Raw genomic sequence first — 17,950 nt, 5'->3', positions numbered from 1 at the left:
GGGGCGCCGGGCCGGGGCGGGGGGGGGGGGGGGGGGGGGGGGGGCGGGGGGGGGGGGGGCGGGGGGTGGTGCTCCTTCCTCCGGTACCGGGGAAGCGAGGGGGCGGGCCGGCCCGGCCGGTGGTGTGGCCGGCCGGGGCGGCGCGGGGACCGGTGGGGGGGCGGGCCGGGGGGTGCGCCCGGCCCGCCGCGGGTCAGCCGGTGGTGAAGGTGAAGTCGTCCACCTCGAACAGCGGTTCACCGTCGGCGCCCTTGACGACCAGATACAGGGTGGTCGTCTTCTTGTTCGCGCCGGAAAGGTCGGTGGTCACGTCCTCGTAGGCCGTCCAGCCGCCGGTGCCGGGGACCTCCACGGAGCCGAGCAGCTTGCCCGACGGGGATCCGGTGCGGATCTCCAGCGTGCCGCCCTCACCGGCGGAGGCGACCCGCGCGGTGAACGTGGTGGCGTTGCCCAGCACATACGGCTCGAAGGAGATCCAGTCGCCGTTCTCCAGGGAGCCGGCGACCTTGCCGCCGCGGGCGGAGGCCCGCTCGGTGACCTCGGCGCCGTTGGTGTCGCCGAAGTGCTCCGCCTGGCGGTGCTTCGGCTGGAGGACGCTCTGGTCACGGCCGGTGAGGGCGGGCTGGCCGCCGCCGCCGTTGTCGGTGTACTCGGCCGCGACGACGCCGAAGATGTTGGCGTTGGGGTCGTGCTCGCCGTCCGCCACGGTCTTCAGGGTGCCGGAGCAGCCGGTGGCCGAGGTCAGCGGGTGACCGTGGTTGTCATGGCCGAGGACGTAGGAGACCTTGACCTTGGAGCAGTCGATCTTCCCGTCCTCCGGGTCCTTCACCGTCACCTTGAACGGCACCTCGTCCCCGAAGGTGAAGAGGTGGCCGTCGAGCGGCAGGTCGAGGGTGACGCTCGGCGCGGTGTTGCCGACGGTGACGTGGACGCTGGCGGACCCCGTGCGGCCGTCGGGGTCGGTCGCCGTCACGGTGGCGGTGTAGGTGCCGTTCGTCCGGTAGGTGTGGGTGGGGTTCGGGTAGTCGGAGGTGTTCCCGTCCCCGAAGTCCCACGCGTAGGTGAGCTCGTCGCCGTCGGCGTCGGTGCTCCCCTCGGAGGAGAACTTCACCTTCAGCGGCGCCTTGCCGGAGGTGCGGTCGGCGGAGGCCTCGGCGACCGGGGAGTGACCGTCGGTGGCGTTCTCGATGCGGTACAGCGCGGAGTTCTCGTCACCGCCGAACCAGGCCAGGCCGTAGTCCAGGACGTAGAGCGCGCCGTCCGGGCCGAAGGCCATGTCCATGACCTGGGTGCCGGACCACGGGAAGTCGTTGATGGACTGGACGGTGCCGTCCTCGTCCTGCTCGATCCGCTTGATCCACTGGCGGCCGAACTCCCCGGCGAAGAAGTCGCCGTCGAAGCTCTCGGGGAACTTCACCGGCGAGTCCAGATCGGCGTCGTAGCGGTAGACCGGCCCCGCCATCGGGGACTCCGAGCCGCTGCCGAACTCCGGCACCGAGCCGCCGTCGTACGGGATCCAGGCCGGCTGCGCGGGCGGCAGCTCGGTGAGGCCCGTGTTGTGGCGGGAGTCGTTGACCGGGGCGGAGCAGTCGAACAGCTCGCCGGAGGTGCCGGTGGCGAAGTCGTACTCGCGGTACGGCTCGTTGTCGCCGACGCAGAACGGCCAGCCGAAGTTGCCGGGCTCGGTGACCCGGGCGAACTCGACCATGCCGGACGGGCCCCGGTCCGGGTCCGCGCTGCCGGCGTCCGGCCCGTAGTCACCGACGTAGACGATGCCGGTGGGCTTGTCCACGCTGATCCGGAAGGGGTTCCGGAAGCCCATGGCGTAGATCTCGGGGCGGGTCTTCTCGGTGCCCGGCTCGAAGAGGTTGCCCTCGGGGACCGTGTACGAACCGTCCTCGGCCACCTTGATCCGCAGCAGCTTGCCGCGCAGGTCGTTGGTGTTGCCGGAGCTGCGGCGCGCGTCGTAGGCGGGGTTGCGGTCCTCGCGGTCGTCGATCGGGGTGTAGCCGTCGGAGACGAAGGGGTTGGTGTCGTCGCCGGTGGAGAGGTAGAGGTTGCCCTCGGCGTCGAAGTCGATGTCCCCGCCGACGTGGCAGCAGATGCCCCGGCTCGCCGGGACGTCCAGCACCTTCTTCTCGCTGCCGGTGTCGAGGGTGCCGTCCTCGTTCAGGGTGAAGCGGGACAGCCGGTTGACGCCGTCGAAGGGGGCGAAGTCCTCGGCGGTCCCGGTGTTGGGGGCGTCGCCGTCAGGGGTGTCGAGCGGGGGCGCGTAGTAGAGGTAGATGCCCCGGTTCTCCTCGAAGTCCGGGTCGACGCCGACTCCTTGGAGGCCCTCCTCGTCGTGCGAGTAGACGGGGATCTTGCCGGAGACCTTGGTGGCGCCGCCGGCGTCGGTGAGACGCAGCGTGCCGTCACGCGAGGTGTGCAGCACCGAGCGGTCGGGGAGGACCGCGAGCGACATGGGCTCGCCGGTCTCGGCCGCGCCCTTGGCGAGGGTGACCTGCTGGAACTCCTCGGCGGCCGGGGTGTCCGGGTGGTCCGGGTGGGCCCCGGCGACGGGGGCGGTGAGGAAGAGGCCGGTGGTGGCGAGCAGGGCGCTCGTCAGCAGGGCGATGGGGGTGCGGAGTCTGAAGCGTTTCCTGTGCACAGGGGTGTCCTCCGGAGGATGACGGGGTGTGACAGGCGCGCGCCGTCGCGCCGTGGGGCCGGGCGGTGCGAGGGGGGTGGCATGGGGGGGTGTTCGGTCGTGCCGTGGGGGTGCTGGTGGCCGACGAGGTGAAGGGTGAGGGACGCGGCAACGGGAGCGGCATCGGCCCCACGAGCTGACCTGGGGTCACGATGACCGGGACATCTCAAGGACCGTAGCTTTGTTCGTCCTATTCGGAAACCCCTTTGACATACATCAGTCATCTCTTCTTCCTGGCGCTGGACAAAGAAGGGCTCAGGTCGGGGATTCGCGCGGCGGGGCAGGCGGTTGCCGCGCTCCGGGAGCAGCCACCGGATCCGGCGCGCCCGGTGGCCGGCCGGCGCCGGCGTCTTCCCGCGACGGGCGAGCCCCGGCAGCATCAGGGAGGCGCCCCGCCCGGCTCCGGCCCAGGGTTACGATCCCCCCGCCGGCCCTGCCGATGACGCCCCCTCAGGAGGGGATCCGATGGAAACGCTCCTCACCACCCCCCGTCTCCGCTTCCGCGAACTCCACGGGGACGACGCACAGGCCCTGCACGCCGTCTACGGCGATCCGCGGGCGACCGAGCACCTGTCCTTCGAGCCGCTCTCGCCCGAGCAGGTCCGGCAGCTCACCGACCGGTGGGTGGCCACGGCGACGGCCGACCCGCGGACGGAGTACGCGCTCCCCGTCCTCCCGCGGGACGGCGAGGAGCTGATCGGCCTGGCCCGCCTGGCGATGGACCCGCACCAGCCGGAGGCGGCCACCATCGGCTTCGCCCTCCGTCCCGACCACTGGGGCCGGGGGTACGGCACCGAGACCGTCCGGGCCCTGATGGACCTGGCCTTCGGCTCACTGGGGCTGCACCGCCTGTGGGCGGCGCGGTCACCGGCGAACACCGCCTCGCACCACGTCCTGACCAAGGCGGGCATGGTGGAGGAGGGCCGGATCCGGGGGCACGTCCACGTCCGGGGCGCCTGGCGGGACTCGGTGACCTATTCCGTGCTGGAGGAGGAGTGGCGAGCCGCGCGGTGAACCCCGCGCCCCCGCCCGGCGCTACGGGACCGCCACCGCCGCCCGGGCGGGCCGGCCCGGGGTGGGCGGTCAGTCCGTGGTGAACTCGTACAGGTCGTAGGCGACCATCGCCAGCCGGCCGGGGTCACCGCGCCAGCCGAGGGCCGAGCCCAGCGGGCTGGTGACCTCCTGGTAGCCGAGGACGTGGAGCCCGGCGCCGTCCGCGGTGCCCATCCACAGCGCGCCCTCCTCGGTGGAGGCGAACCAGCACGGGCCGCCGGAGTAGGCGCCCCAGACGGTGTTGAAGTTGAACACCTGCGGGCGCCGGGTGTCGGCGACGAGGTTGGCCCGGTCGCGCAGGACGAGGCGCCAGGTGGAGCGGTCCACCGTGTAATACCAGAGGTTGAAGTCGTCCGGGCCCACCGAGCAGTTGGCGACGAGGACGGCGTCGCCCCGTACGTTGAGGTCGTTGATCCCGCGCCGGGCGGCCGGGTTGAACACGGTCTGCCCCAGGATCCGGCCGGAGGGCACCTCGACGACGCAGACGTAGCCGTCCTCGGAGCCGGTGATGACCCGGGCCGACCCCGCCGCCCTGGTCAGGACCTCGACCGCGTGGACGTCGTGCAGCCCCCAGGGGTTGACCGGGTCGGGGTTGCGGAGGTCCACGGAGCGGAGGAACTCCAGCCGGGACGGGCCCGTCCGGTGGCGCCACACGGACAGGTGGCCGCTGGTGTGGCCGACCGCGAGCAGCCGGCGGTCACCGAGGGGAACCGCCCGTCCTCCGGTGGCCACGCCGAGCCCGGCGGGGTGGGGAAACGTCCCGGTGAGCCGGAGCCCGGACCAGTCGCCGGCGGGGGCGCTCCACAGCGACAGGGAGCGGTCGTCGTTGGAGGTGACGAACGAGCGCGCGGTCAGCGGGACGACCATCCGCACCCCCTCGGACGACGGGCTGTTCGCCGCCTTCTCGATGAGCGGCCCCGCGAACGGCTCGCCGGCGGTGAAGGCGAACACGCTGAGCGACCCGTCCCAGCGGCCCACCGCGAAGTGGGCGTCGTCCAGCCAGGCGAGGGACTGGGCCATGTCGTAGGTGGCCCCGCTGCCGGTGAGGGGGAGCTGGGTGGGGGCCACGTCCACGCCGGACGGCACCCCGCGCTCGGCCAGCTCCCGGCGGGAGCGGAGCACCGGAGGCTCCCGCCGCGCCGGCCGGGCGGCTCCCGTGGCCGGGTGGACCGGGGCCGCCGCGGGAGCGCCGGCCGGGGTGGGTGAGGTGGCCGAGGCAGCCCCGGCGGCCCCCGGGGCGGCGTGCGCGCGGCCACCGGCCGCCATGGCGCCCGCGAGCCCGGCCAGGGTGACGCCGCCGACGCCCCGCAGCAGATTCCTGCGGCGGAGGCGCCGGCCGCCGCCACCTCGCCCGCCCTTCCGGAATGCGGTCATACCGGCCCTCCCGATGCCAGGGACAAGGAGCACGCCCGAACGGAGAAATTGTTCTGCGGCGGAACCGGGACGGCAAGCGGTGGGAGCCGGAGCGGGTGACGTCCGGGATCCTCCGGTGGAGGTCCCGGTGCGTGGCGGGGCGCCGACGGCCGGCCGCCGCGCGCCGGGCCGGGACCCGCGCGCGGGCGTACGAGATGCCACCCGGGGGCGGGCGCCTGAGACTCCGCCCGGGGTGTCACGGTGCCACGGCGCACGGCCCGGCACGGCCCGGCACGGCCCGGCACGGCACCGCACGGCACCGTGCCGTCATACCTCCGCGCGTCCCGGCGCCGCCCCGGCGCGTGGCGGGTCCGTCCGGCGGCAGCGGGAGTGGCCGCCGGACGGACCCGGGCCGGTCACCGGCTCAGTCGTCCCCGCCGCCGAAGGCCGCGTCGAAGGAGGCCGAGGGCGGGTCCCAGTCGAGGGCCTTGAGGGAGCGGAGCGCCTCCGGGGCGCCGGTGAGACGGTCCATGCCGGCGTCCTCCCACTCGACGGAGATCGGCCCGTCGTAGCCGATGGAGCGCAGCATCCGGAACACGTCCTCCCAGGGGACGTCCCCGTGGCCGGCGGAGACGAAGTCCCAGCCGCGGCGCGGGTCTCCCCAGGGCAGGTGGGAGCCGAGGCGGCCGTTGCGGCCGTCGAGCCGCTTCCGGGCCTCCTTGCAGTCGACGTGGTAGATGCGGTCGCGGAAGTCCCAGAGGAAGCCGACCGGGTCCAGGTCCTGCCAGACGAAGTGGCTGGGGTCGAAGTTGAGGCCGAAAGCCGGGCGGTGGCCGACGGCCTCCAGGGCCTTGTGGGTCGTCCAGTAGTCGTAGGCGATCTCGCTGGGGTGCACCTCGTGCGCGAAGCGGACGCCTTCCGCGTCGTAGACGTCGAGGATGGGGTTCCAGCGCTCCGCGAAGTCCTCGTAGCCGCGTTCGATCATGTGGGGCGGCACGGGCGGGAACATGGCCACGAGATGCCAGATGGCGGAGCCGGTGAAGCCGATGACGGTCCGGACGCCGAGGGCGGCGGCGGCGCGGGCGGTGTCGGCCATCTCGGCAGCGGCCCGCCGGCGCACGCCCTCCGCCTCGCCGTCGCCCCAGATGCGGGCCGGCAGGATGGCCTGGTGGCGTTCGTCGATGATGGCGTCGCAGACGGCCTGGCCGACGAGGTGGTTGGAGATGGCGAAGCACTTCAGGCCGTACTTCTCCAGCAGGTCGTGGCGGCCCTGGACGTAGCCGTCCTCGTTCAGCGCGCGGTCGACCTCGAAGTGGTCTCCCCAGCAGGCCAGTTCGAGTCCGTCGTAGCCGAAGTCGCGGGCGTGGCGGCAGACCTCCTCCAGCGGCAGGTCCGCCCACTGGCCGGTGAACAGGGTGAAGGGTCGGGGCATCTCGGTCTCCTCAGGCGGCGACGGTGACGGCGGGGGCCACGGGCGTGTAGCGGCTGTCCTGCGCGGCGCTCTCCTCGACGGCGGCGAGCACCCGCTGCACCTGCAACCCGTCGGCGAAGGAGGGCTCGGGGTCGGTGCCGGCGGCGATGGCGTGCACGAGGTCGCGCGCCTGGTGCACGAACGTGTGCTCGTAGCCGAGGCCGTGGCCCGGCGGCCACCACGCCTCCAGGTACGGGTGGTCGGCCTCGGTGACGAGGACGCGGCGGAAACCGGCCTCGGCGGCGTCCACGGTGTGGTCGTGGAAGGACAGTTCGTTGAGGCGTTCGAGGTCGAAGGCGAGCGAGCCGCGTTCGCCGTTGACCTCGATGGTCAGGGCGTTCTTGCGGCCCGCGGCGACCCGGGTGGCCTCGAAGGAGGCCAGCGCCCCGGACTCCAGCCGGCCGGTGAACAGGGCCGCGTCGTCCACGGTGACGGGCCCGCGCCCGGTGCCGTCGGCCGCCGCGGACAGGCCGCTGGCCCGGGACGGCAGCGGGCGCTCCTTGACGAAGGTCTCGGTGAGGGCGGACACCCCGGCCAGGTGCTCGCCGGTGAGGTACTGGGCGAGGTCGACGATGTGCGCGCCGAGGTCGCCGAGCGCCCCGGAGCCGGCGCGCTCCCGCTGGAGCCGCCAGGCCAGCGGGAACTCCGGGTCGGTGAGCCAGTCCTGGAGGTAGGTCACCCGGACGTGGCGCAGGGTGCCGAGCCGGCCCCCGGCGATCAGCCGCCGGGCGTACGCCACGGCCGGTACCCGCCGGTAGTTGAAACCGACCATGGCGAGCTGCCCGCGTTCCCGGGCGCGACGGGCCGCCTCCGTCATGGCCTCGGCCTCGGCGACGCTGTTGGCGAGGGGCTTCTCGCACAGCACGTGCTTGCCGGCCTCCAGGGCGGCGAGGGCGATCTCGGCGTGGCTGTCGCCGGGGGTGCAGATGTCCACGAGCTGTACGTCGTCACGGGCGATGAGCGCCCGCCAGTCGGTCTCCGCGGCCGCCCAGCCGTGCCGGTCGGCCGCCGCCCGCACGGCTCCCGGGTCGCGTCCGCAGACGGCGGCCATCACCGGGTTCAGCGGCAGGTCGAAGACGCGGCCGGCGGTGCGCCACCCCTGGGAGTGCGCGGCGCCCATGAAGGCGTACCCGACCATGCCGACCCCGAGGGTGGGGGCGGGGGTGCCGGGGCCGGACCCGTTGTCGGTGGCGGTCTCGCTCTGGTCCATCGGTAGGTCTCCTCGTCGTCGTCACGCGGGGGGCGGGGCGCGGGCCGCGGCGGCCCCGCGGTGGCCGCGGGGCCGCTCGGGCGGGCGCCCTCCAGGGCGCTCCGTGCGTCAGCTGAAGCCGGTGGGCAGGTACTCGTCGACGTTGTCCTTGGTGACGACGGCGGAGTAGAGGGTGAGGGAGGCGGGGATCTCGTGTTCGGCGAGCCCTCCCACGCCCTTGCCCTGGCCGAGTGCGCGGGCCAGGTCGATCGCGGAGGCGGCCATGGTCGGCGGGTAGAGGACGGTGGCCTTGAGAACGCTGTTGTCCGCCTTGATGGCGTCCATGGCGTGCTTGGACCCGGCCCCGCCGACCATGAAGAACTCGTCCCGGCCGGCCTGCTTGATGGCCCGTTCGGCGCCGACGCCCTGGTCGTCGTCGTGGTTCCACAGGGCGTCGAAGGACGACTGGGCCTGGAGGAGCTGCGCCATCTTCGCCTGGCCGGACTCCACGGTGAACTCCGCCGCCTGGCGGGCGACCTTCTTGATGTTGGGGTAGTTCTTCAGCGCGTCGTCGAAGCCCTCCGTGCGCTGGCGGGTCAGCTCCAGGTTGTCGATCCCGGCGAGTTCGACGACCTTGGCGTTCTTCTTGTCCTTGAGACGCTCGCCGATGAAGCGGCCGGCGTTGAGCCCCATGCCGTAGTTGTCGCCGCCGATCCAGCAACGGTACGCCTGCTGGGAGTCGAAGACGCGGTCGAGGTTGACCACGGGGATGCCGGCCCGCATCGCCTTCAGGCCGATCTGGGTGAGCGCCTTGCCGTCGGCCGGCAGGATCACCAGGACGTCGACCTTCTTGTTGATCAGCGTCTCGATCTGGCCGATCTGCTGGGCGGTGTCGTTGGAGCCCTCGGTGATCTCCAGGGTGACGTCCTCGTACTCCTTGGCGCGCGCCCGGGCCTGCTCGTTGATGGCGTTGAGCCAGCCGTGGTCGGCCTGGGGGCCGGCGAAACCGACGGTGACGGCCTTGCCGGGCTTGTCGTCGGCGGCACCGCCGCCGGCCTGCGCGGGGCCCTTCTCGTTGGACTCGTTGCTGGTGCAGGAGGTGAGCAGGGCGCCGGCGGAGACGGCGGCCCCGCCGAAGATCAGGCCTCTGCGGCTGGGGAGCGGTGGTGTCATGGCGGGCAACCTCCACGGGATACGGGCGCCGGGGCGTGGGTCCTACGGGGTGAGGTCCTGCGGGGTGGTGCGGTGGGGCGGTGACACGGTGGAGCGGTGAGGCGGTGGGGCGGTGACACGGTGGAGCGGTGAGGCGGTGGAGCGGTGAGGCGGTCGCGGCGGGGCGTCGGGCCGGGCACGCGACGATGGGCGACCGGGGCGCGGCTAGGTGGTGCCCGAGCCGCGCGCGGTGCGGTTCTGGATCAGGACGGCGGCAACGATGATCGCGCCCTTGGCGATCTGCTGGACGTCGCTCTGCAGGTTGTTCAGCGCGAACAGATTCGTGATCGTGGTGAAGACGAGCACGCCGAGCACGGAGCCGGTGATGGTGCCCCGGCCGCCGCTGAGCAGCGTGCCGCCGATGATGGCGGCGGCGATGGCGTCGAGTTCGTAGAGGTTGCCGTTGGTGTTCTGGCCGGAGCCGGTGAGGACGATCAGCAGGAAGGCGGCGATGCCGCAGCAGAGCCCGGAGATCAGGTAGAGCTTCAGCCGCTGCCGCTTGACGTCGATACCGGCGAGGCGGGCCGCCTCGGCGTTGCCGCCGACGGCGACGGTGCGCCGCCCGAAGGTGGTGCGGTTGAGCACGAGCCACCCGAGGAGGGTGACGGCGGCGAAGACCAGCACGAGCGGCGGTATGCCCAGCACGTAGGAGTCGGGCAGCCCCAGCTGGAGCACGGAGTCCACGGAGACGACCTGTGTCCTGCCGTCGCTGATGAGCAGCGCCAGGCCCCGGGCGGAGGCGAGCATGGCGAGAGTGGCGATGAACGGCACCATGCGGCCGTAGGCGATGAGCACGCCGTTGACCAGCCCGCAGCCCAGGCCGACGAAGAGGGCGCAGAACAGGATGCCGCCGAGCCCGTACTCCTGGGTGGCGAGAGTGGTGGCCCACACCGAGGCGAGCGCGACGATGGCGCCGACGGAGAGGTCGATCCCGCCGCCGATGATGACGAGGGTGACGCCGACGGTGACGACGCCGATCACGGACGCCTGGGTGAGCACCAGCGTGAGGTTGTCCCCGCTGAGGAACTGCTCCGGCCGGGTGATGGCACCGACCACGACCAGAGCGACGAGCACCCCCAGCAGCGAAAGGTTGCGCAGGTCGGTGAGGGCGGCCGGCACCCGGCGGGCGGGTCCCTTGCCCGGGCCGCCGCCCGGGCCGCCCGGCTTGCCGGGGCCGGCCGGGTCCTTGGTGGTCTCCGGCGGGTGCGGGCCGTTCCCGGCGGGGCCGGCGGCGGTCGGCGGGGACGGCTGGGGCACCGCCGGTCCCGAGGTGGCTCCCGTGGTCATCGCGCGGGGCTCCCTTCCATGACGAGGTCGAGGACGCGGTGCTCGTCGAGTTCGCGGGCGGGCGCCGTGTGGACGACGCGGCCCTCACGGAGGACGAGCACCCGGTCGGCGAGGCCGAGGACTTCGGGCAGTTCACTGGAGACGAGAAGGACGGCCACGCCCTCGTCGGCGAGCCGGCGGATCAGGGCGTACAGCTCGGCGCGCGCGCCGATGTCCACGCCCCGGGTCGGCTCGTCCAGCAGCAGCACCTTGCAGCCGCGCAGCAGCCAGCGGGCGAGGACGACCTTCTGCTGGTTGCCGCCGGAGAGGGTGCGCACGGGGACGTCGGGGTCGTCCGGCCGCAGCGACAGCTCGCGCACGGCCTCGCGCGCCGCCGAGCGCTCCCGGGCGCGGTCCAGCCAGCCCCCGCGGGAGAAACGGGCGAGGGAGGAAACCGACACGTTGCGGACGACCGGCTCCAGCATCAGCAGCCCCTGCGCCTTGCGCTCCTCCGGGGCGAGTCCCACACCGGCGCGGACGGCGGCGATGACGTCACCGGGGCGGACCGGGCGCCCGCCCACCAGCACCCGGCCGGCGGTGGGCCGCCGCGCGCCGAAGACGGTCTCCAGGATCTCGGAACGGCCGGAGCCGACCAGCCCGGCGAGGCCCACGATCTCGCCGGGGCGCACTTCCAGGTCGACCGGCTCGAACTCCCCCGCGCGGGCGAGCCCTTCGACCCGCAGCACGGGCTCGGGGACCGCGCCCGGGTCCGGGGCGGCCGGGCGCTCCGGGAAGACGTACTCCACGTCCCGTCCGGTCATCAGTGCGACGACCTGACGGGTCGGGGTGGTGCGCGCCGGGAGCCCCCGGGCCGCGACCCGGCCGTCCTTGAGGACGGTGACCCGGTCGCCGATGCGGCGGATCTCCTCCAGGCGGTGGGAGATGTAGACGACGGCCACCCCGTCGGCGGTGAGGTCGCCGACGATGCGGAAGAGGTTCTCCACCTCGTCCGGGTCGAGGACGGCGGACGGCTCGTCCATGACGATCAGCCGGACGTCGTGGGAGAGGGCGCGGGCCATGGAAACGACCTGCCGGCCGGCCGCCGAGAGGTCGTGGACCAGGGTGTCCGGGTCGATCTCGGGGTGGCCGAGGCGGGCGAGGATCACGGCGGTGGACTCACGGGCCTCGCGGCGGCGGACGAACCCACCGGCGGCCGGCTCATGGCCGAGGTGGACGTTCTCGGTCACCGAGAGGTGCTCCACCAGGTCGAGTTCCTGGTAGATGGTGGCGACACCGAGGGACATGGCGGCCGTCGGCGAGGTGAGCTGGACCGGCTCGCCGCGCCAGCGGATCTCGCCGCCGTCCGGCCGGTGCGCGCCCGCGAGCACCTTGATCAAGGTGGACTTGCCGGCGCCGTTCTGCCCGAGCAGGCAGTGCACCTCGCCCGGCTCCACGTCGAGGTCGACCCCGTCCAGCGCGCGGACGCCGGGGAAGGACTTGGTGATGCCGGTCATGACCAGCAGCGGAGCGCCGTCCGGCGCGGTCCGGTCCGCCGCGGGCGCGGGCGCGGAGGCGGAGGGGGAGGCGGAGGGGGCGGTGGAGGCGGACGGGTCCGGTGACGGCGCAGCGGGGTCGGGCACGGGTGCCATGGCGGGCCTCCTCGGCGGATGTGCCGGTGAGCGGATGGGGCGGGGCGGCGGTACGGCGTTCCCTCACGGGCGGCCGCCAGCAGAGGTGACGGGCCGTCAGATCGGTGACTCCGGTGGTGCGGTGACGCGGGGGCGCGGAGCGGTACGGGCGGTGCGGCGCTGTGCGGTGCGGGTGCCGGACGCGGTGCGGTGCCGGCCGGCGCTGTGCGGTGTTCCGCCTCGGCGCGGGGCCGGGCGGTGGTGCGGCTGCGCTGTGCCTCGGGCCCACCCGGCCGGCCGCGACGGCACCACGCCGGCGGGCGTGACGGGGTACGGGCCCGGCGCACCCGGGGGCCCGCCGGTGCCTTGCCGGGGACACCGGGGGCGGGACGGGACGCGGGGCGGGGGTGGGATGCGGTGTCGAGGGGACGGAGCGGGACGGTCCCGGTCGGGTCCGGAGGTCTGGGGTTGGGATGGGTGAGTGGGAAAAGAACAGGGTCCGGGCGGGCGGGAAAGAACAGAGTCCGGGCGAGTGGGAAAGAACAGGATCCGGGCGGGTGGGAGAAACAGAGTCCGGGCGGGTGGAAGGAACAGAGTCCGGTGGGGTGGGGTCAGGCGGGTGAGAAGAGGTGATCGCTGATGAGGCGGGCCGCGCCGATCACTCCGGCGACGGCGCCGAGTTCGCCCAGGACGATCGGGAGGTTCCCGGTCGCCAGGGGCAGGGACTGGCGGTAGACCTGGGTGCGGATGGCGGCGAGCAGGGTGTGGCCGAGGCCGGTCACCCCGCCGCCGATCACCACCAGGCCGGGGTTGAAGAAGGAGACGAGACCGGCGATGACCTGGCCGGTCCGCTCGCCGCCCTCACGGATCAGGTCCAGGCTGGCCGGGTCCCCGGCGGCGGCCGCGGCGGCCACGTCGGCGCCGGTGAGCCGGCCCGCGGCCGCCAGCCGGGCGGCGAGTTCACCGGAACGGCCCTCGCCGGCCACGGCCTCGGCGTCGCGGGCGAGCGCGGAGCCGCTGAAATAGGCTTCGAGGCAGCCCCGGTTTCCGCAGGCGCAGGGGCGGCCGTCGGGTTCGACCCGGATGTGGCCGATGTCGCCGGCGCTGCCGGTCGTGCCCCGGTACACCTCGCCACCGGCGACGATGCCGCAGCCGATGCCGGTGCCGATCTTGACGCAGAGGAAGTCGTGGACGGAGTTGGCCACCCCGGCGTGCTGCTCCCCCATGGCCATGAGGTTGACGTCGTTGTCCACCATGACGGGGCAGCCCAGTTCCTGACTGAGCGCCTCGCGGACGGGAAAGCCGTCCCAGCCGGGCATGATCGGCGGCGCGACGGGGACGCCCTCGGGGAAGCGGACCGGGCCGGGCACTCCGACGCCGGCGCCGTCGAACCCGTCCGGCGCCACTCCGGTGGCGCGCAGCTTGCCGGTCATCGCGAGGACCTGGTCGAACACGGTGACCGGCCCGTCGCGGACGTCCAGCGGCTGGTTGAGGTGGCCGAGGATCTCCAGCTCGGCGTTGGTGACGGCGACGTCCACGGAGGTGGCGCCGATGTCCACGCCGAGGAAGCGGAGGGTGGGCGCCAGCCGGATGTTGTGCGAGCGGCGGCCGCCGCGCGAGGCGGCGAGCCCGTCGGCCACGATCAGCCGGGTCTCCAGCAGCCGGTCCACCTCGACGGCGAGCTTGGAGCGGCTGAGCTCCACCTGGTCGCCGAGCTGGGCCCGGGAGTTGGGGCCGCCGTCGCGCAGGAGCCGGAGCAGCCGTGCCTGGTGCGCGTTCGCGGGTCGTGCCGTCATACGCCTCACGCCACTCCCACCTCCCCTCGCCCGTGGCACGGGAAGACACAGGAGGAGTCGGGGAAGGGAAGTCCCCTCGTCCTCGCCGGTCGCCGGTCTCGCCACCCGGCGGTCGTCTTCGGCGCACCGGGCTTTAACGGGGAAGTTAGCAGTGGATGTTGGGGGTGGGAAGAAGTTCGGCAGGAATCATCGGTAACTTTCTCCTGACTGAAGACAAAGGATCGCCCACCCGGCACCCACCCCTCACACTCCCTGCGCCGCGGCGCCGCCGGAGCCCTTGCGCCCCGACGCCGACGGAGCCCCCGCCCGCGGCCGGGCATCCGGTGTCCGGCAGCAGAACCGGCGGCGGCCGGCCGGGGGGCGGCACCCCGGCCGGACGGCCCCTTCCCTCCCCCGCTCCGGATGCCCGCCGGAGGGAGAGAAGGCATGATTGCCGAGCACATAGGATAAATCTCTCCCCAGCCCCGGGGTGCCCGCGGGCCACGGCGCCGCCGGCGGGGACGCCTGACGAGTCCACCCCGGCCTCACTGGTGAGGACGTGTTCGCTCTGAGCGCACCGACGCTGACCGTGTTCGTGGTCTACCTGGCCGCCGTGGTCGGCGTGGGCGTCTGGGCGTACCGGCACACCCGCACCTTCACCGACTTCGCCCTCGGGGGCCGCAGGCTCCGCGCGCCGGTCGCCGCGCTCTCCGCCGGGGCCAGTGACATGTCCGGCTGGCTGTTCCTGGCCCTGCCCGGCGCGGTGTACGCCGGCGGGCTGGACGGCGCCTGGATCGCCGTCGGCGGGGCGGTCGGCACCTATCTCAACTGGCTGTTCGTCGCCCCCCGGCTGCGTACCTACACCGAGCGGGCCGACAACGCCGTCAGCCTGTCGGCCTACCTGGAGGAGCGGTTCGAGGACCGGACCCGGACCATCCGGATCGTCACCGCCGCCGTCACCGTCGTCTTCTTCACGCTCTACGTGGCCGCGGGGCTGGTCGCCGGCGGCATTCTCTTCGAGCACGCCTTCGACTCGGGTTACGCCGTGGGGGTGCTCCTCACCGCCCTGGTCATCGTGGCCCACTCCTGTCTCGGCGGCTTCCTGGCCGTGAGCACCACCCACGTGGCGCAGGCCACCCTGATGCTCGTCGCCCTGGTCGTGGTGGCGGCCACCGCCCTCACGGCGCTGGGCGGCTTCGGGGAGCTGCGGTCGCGCCTCGACGACAAGGCCACCTCGCTCCTGCAACTGGGGGCTCACACCGACTACTCCGGCGGCGACTGGTCGTCCGGCGGGGCGCTCGGGGGCATCGCGATCGCGTCCATGCTCGCCTGGGGCCTGGGCTACTTCGGCCAGCCCCACATCCTCGCCCGCTTCATGGGGATCCACAGCATCCGCGCGGTACCGGCGGCCCGGCGCATCGGCACGGCCTGGGTGGTGGTGGTGCTCGGGGGCGCGACCCTCGTCGGGCTGGCGGGTATCGCCGTACTGGACCGGCCCCTGCGCAACCCCGAGGTCGTCTACATCGCCGTCACCGACGCCTTGCTCAGCCCCTGGGTGGCGGGCGTCATGCTGATCGCCGTGCTCGCCGCGATCACCTCGACCGCGGACAGCCAGCTGCTGGTCTCCTCGGTGGCCCTCACCGAGGACTTCTTCCACGCCTTCCTCCACCGGCGGGCCCGGGACCGGCTGCTCGTCCGGGTCGGCCGCGCCACCGTGGTGCTGGTGACGCTCGTCGCCTGCGTGCTGGCGCTGCGGGACGGTGTGGTGATCAGCCTCATCGCCCACGCCTGGGCCGGCTTCGGCGCCGCCTTCGGCCCCGTGGTCCTCCTCTCGCTGTACTGGCCGCGCATGAGCTGGGCGGGGGCCCTGGCCGGCATCGTGACGGGCGCGTGCACCGTCCTCCTCTGGGGCCGGATCAACCCGCTGCTCGGGCCGCTGGAGTCCGATCTCTACGAACTGGTGCCCGGCTTCCTGGCCGCCACCGTCGCCGCACTCCTGTTCGGGCGGTGGGCCGGCCGGCCGCCGCAGCGCGCCTTCTGGCGGATGCCGGGCGGCGGGGTGACCCAGCTCATGCTGGAGCCGGCCCTCGGGCAGGCGCCGGTCGGCATGGCGGTGCTCGACACCGACCTGCGGTACGTCTGGGTGAACCGCGTGCTGGAGCGCATGTCCCCGCTGGGGCGGCGGCTGGGCCGGCGGGTGACGGAGGTCCTGCCGGACGCGGAGGCGGCCGCGCTGGAGGAGCGCATGCGGGGCGTGCTGGCGACCGGGAGGCCGTCCCTGGACTTCGAGTTCTGCGGGCCCGGCTTCGCGGACCCGCAGCGGGAACGGGCGTACTCCATCTCCTCCTTCGGCATGGAGGACCGGCACGGGCAGCGCGTCGGGATCTGGTATCTGGTCACCGACATCACCGACCGCCACCGGGCGCGCCGGCGCCTGGCCCTGCTGAACGCCGTCGGCGACCGGATCAGCGGCACCCTGGACATGCGGCTGACCGCCCGTGAACTGGCCGCCGGCACCGTGCCCGAACTCGCCGACCTCACCACCGTCGCCCTGCTGGAACCGGTGCTGCGGGGTGAGGAGCCCGCGTCCGGGCCACTCGGCCGCCTGCCCGAGCTGCGCCGGGCCGGGCACGCCCCGGGCCCCGGCGGGGAAGGGCAGAGGGAGCCGGCGGGGGCCGCGGGCGGGGAGGCGGCAGGATCGGCGGGCCGGGAGGCAGGCGGCGAGGCCGGCGGGACGGCGGCCGGAGATGCCTCCGCGCAGGATTCGGCCGGCGAGCCGCTCCGCGCCCCTCCCGGTTCGCCACTGGCCCGCTGCCTGCTGGAGGGCAGGACCGTGGTGGAGCCCGGCGACGGTGCCGCCGTCCGGGCCTGGCTGCGGGAGGACCCGGTGCTCGCGGCCTTCGCCGCGGAGACCGGGGTGGACGCGGTGGCGGTGGTGCCGATGCGGGCCCGGGGTGCGACCCTCGGCGCGGTCGTCCTCGTCCGCTCCGGGCGGCTCGGCCCCTTCGAGGAGGACGACGTGCGCCTCGCCGAGGAGCTGGTCTCGCGCGCGGCGGTGAGTGTCGACAACGCCCGCCGCTACACCCGCGAGCGCGCCGCGGCCCGCACCATGCAGCGGTCCCTGCTGCCGCACGACCTGGACGGCGGCTCCGCCCTGGAGGTCGCCTCCTGGTACTTCCCGGCCGACGCGCCGAGCGGGGTGGGCGGCGACTGGTTCGACGTCATCCCCCTCTCCGGGGCGCGGGTCGCGCTGACCGTCGGGGACGTCGTCGGCTACGGCATCGACGCCGCGACCACCATGGGGCGGCTCCGGACCGCGCTGCGCACGCTCGCCAACCTGGACTTCCCGCCCGACGAGCTCCTCGCCCACCTGGACGATCTCGTCATCGGCCTGACGGAACCGCAGGGCCCGGGGGGCCCGCCGGCCGGCGAGGACCGGGTGGCCGCCACCTTCCTCGGCGCCACCTGCCTCTACGCGGTGTACGACCCGGTCGCCGGGCGGTGCACGATGGCCCGCGCGGGCCACGTCCCGCCGGTGGTCGTCCACCCCGGTGGCCGCGTCGAGTTCGTGGACCTGCCCGCCGGGCCGCCCCTGGGGCTGGGCGCCCTCCCGTTCGAGTGCGCGGAGGTCGGCCTGGCGGAGGGCAGCCTCATCGCGCTCTACACCAACGGGCTGGTGCAGGCCGCGAGCCGGGACATCGACGTCGGGCTCTCCCGGCTGGCGGCGGCCCTCGACGACCCGGCCCGCCCGCTCCGGAGCACCGGCGACGGGGCGGTCGCGGCCCTGCTCACCGGCCCGCCCCCGGACGACGCGGCCCTGCTGCTCGCCCGGACGCGCGTCCTGGACTCCACGCAGGTCGCCTCCCGGCAGCTGCCCGCCGACCCGGCGGTCGTCGCGGACGCGCGCACCTTCGCCGCCGGTCAGCTCTCGGCCTGGGGCCTGGACGTGCTGCTGTTCCCCACCGAGCTGATCATCAGCGAGCTGGTCACCAACGCCATCCGTCACGCGACGGGCCCGATCACCCTGCGGCTGCTCCGGGAGCGGACTCTGGTCTGCGAGGTCTACGACGCCAGCTCCACCTCGCCCCGCCTGCGCCACGCCCGCACCACGGACGAGGGCGGACGGGGCCTGCTGATCGTCGCGCAGCTCGCCCGGCGCTGGGGGACCCGCTACACGACGGAGGGCAAGATCATCTGGGCGGAGCAGGGGCTGCCGGCCGGGGACGGCGAGGGCGGCCCGGCGGGTCCCGCCCGGGTCCCGGTGTGAGGGCCGGGCCGGGTCAGGCGCGGGTCCCGGCCCCCCGGATGCGCCAC

At 74.1% G+C, this 17,950-nt stretch carries 9 protein-coding genes and 1 pseudogene; 2 read left to right on the top strand and 8 right to left on the bottom strand.

Going from position 1 to position 17,950, the window contains the following annotated elements; genetic code table 11:
* Positions 1–211 precede the first annotated feature (211 nt).
* Positions 212–2,650, bottom strand: a pseudogene (locus HCK00_RS20795) (PQQ-dependent sugar dehydrogenase); the annotation flags it as partial.
* 504 nt (positions 2,651–3,154) lie between these two features.
* On the opposite strand from HCK00_RS20795, the gene HCK00_RS20790 reads away from it, so the two are divergent.
* Complete coding sequence (locus HCK00_RS20790) at positions 3,155–3,703, top strand: GNAT family N-acetyltransferase (RefSeq protein ID WP_168103530.1); 549 nt, start codon at positions 3,155–3,157, stop codon at positions 3,701–3,703.
* A 69-nt stretch (positions 3,704–3,772) separates the two neighbouring features.
* Here the strand turns inward: HCK00_RS20790 and HCK00_RS20785 are convergent, their stop codons facing one another.
* The 7 genes from HCK00_RS20785 to HCK00_RS20755 all read right to left on the bottom strand — a co-directional run bounded on the left by HCK00_RS20785 (position 3,773) and on the right by HCK00_RS20755 (position 13,657).
* On the bottom strand, positions 3,773–5,116 hold the full coding sequence (locus HCK00_RS20785; RefSeq protein ID WP_168103529.1) for a WD40 repeat domain-containing protein: 1,344 nt from the start codon (positions 5,114–5,116) through the stop codon (positions 3,773–3,775).
* A gap of 403 nt (positions 5,117–5,519) precedes the next feature.
* On the bottom strand, positions 5,520–6,527 hold the full coding sequence (locus HCK00_RS20780) for a sugar phosphate isomerase/epimerase family protein (RefSeq protein WP_168103528.1): 1,008 nt from the start codon (positions 6,525–6,527) through the stop codon (positions 5,520–5,522).
* A 10-nt stretch (positions 6,528–6,537) separates the two neighbouring features.
* Positions 6,538–7,776, bottom strand: coding sequence for a Gfo/Idh/MocA family protein (locus HCK00_RS20775; protein WP_168103527.1), 1,239 nt, complete (start codon positions 7,774–7,776; stop codon positions 6,538–6,540).
* A 108-nt stretch (positions 7,777–7,884) separates the two neighbouring features.
* A complete protein-coding gene (locus tag HCK00_RS20770; RefSeq protein WP_168103526.1) occupies positions 7,885–8,928 on the bottom strand; it encodes a substrate-binding domain-containing protein in 1,044 nt (347 codons plus the stop codon).
* A gap of 204 nt (positions 8,929–9,132) precedes the next feature.
* Positions 9,133–10,224: an ABC transporter permease gene (locus tag HCK00_RS20765; RefSeq protein ID WP_375781989.1), complete on the bottom strand. Its 1,092-nt coding sequence runs from the start codon at positions 10,222–10,224 to the stop codon at positions 9,133–9,135.
* 26 nt (positions 10,225–10,250) lie between these two features.
* Positions 10,251–11,747 carry a sugar ABC transporter ATP-binding protein gene (locus HCK00_RS20760; RefSeq protein ID WP_168103547.1) on the bottom strand — a complete coding sequence of 499 codons (1,497 nt, stop codon included), beginning with the start codon at positions 11,745–11,747 and terminating at the stop codon, positions 10,251–10,253.
* A gap of 725 nt (positions 11,748–12,472) precedes the next feature.
* Positions 12,473–13,657: an ROK family protein gene (locus tag HCK00_RS20755; protein ID WP_168103525.1), complete on the bottom strand. Its 1,185-nt coding sequence runs from the start codon at positions 13,655–13,657 to the stop codon at positions 12,473–12,475.
* Between the two features lie 538 nt (positions 13,658–14,195).
* On the opposite strand from HCK00_RS20755, the gene putP reads away from it, so the two are divergent.
* Entirely contained in the window at positions 14,196–17,903 is a 3,708-nt protein-coding gene (gene putP / locus HCK00_RS20750; protein WP_168103524.1) for a sodium/proline symporter PutP, read from the top strand.
* The last annotated feature ends 47 nt before the right edge of the window (positions 17,904–17,950 follow it).

The organism is Streptomyces zingiberis (genome assembly GCF_012034935.1).
Classification (GTDB): Bacteria; Actinomycetota; Actinomycetes; order Streptomycetales; family Streptomycetaceae; genus Streptomyces; species Streptomyces zingiberis.
This window is presented reverse-complemented; position numbering and strand designations above follow the sequence as displayed.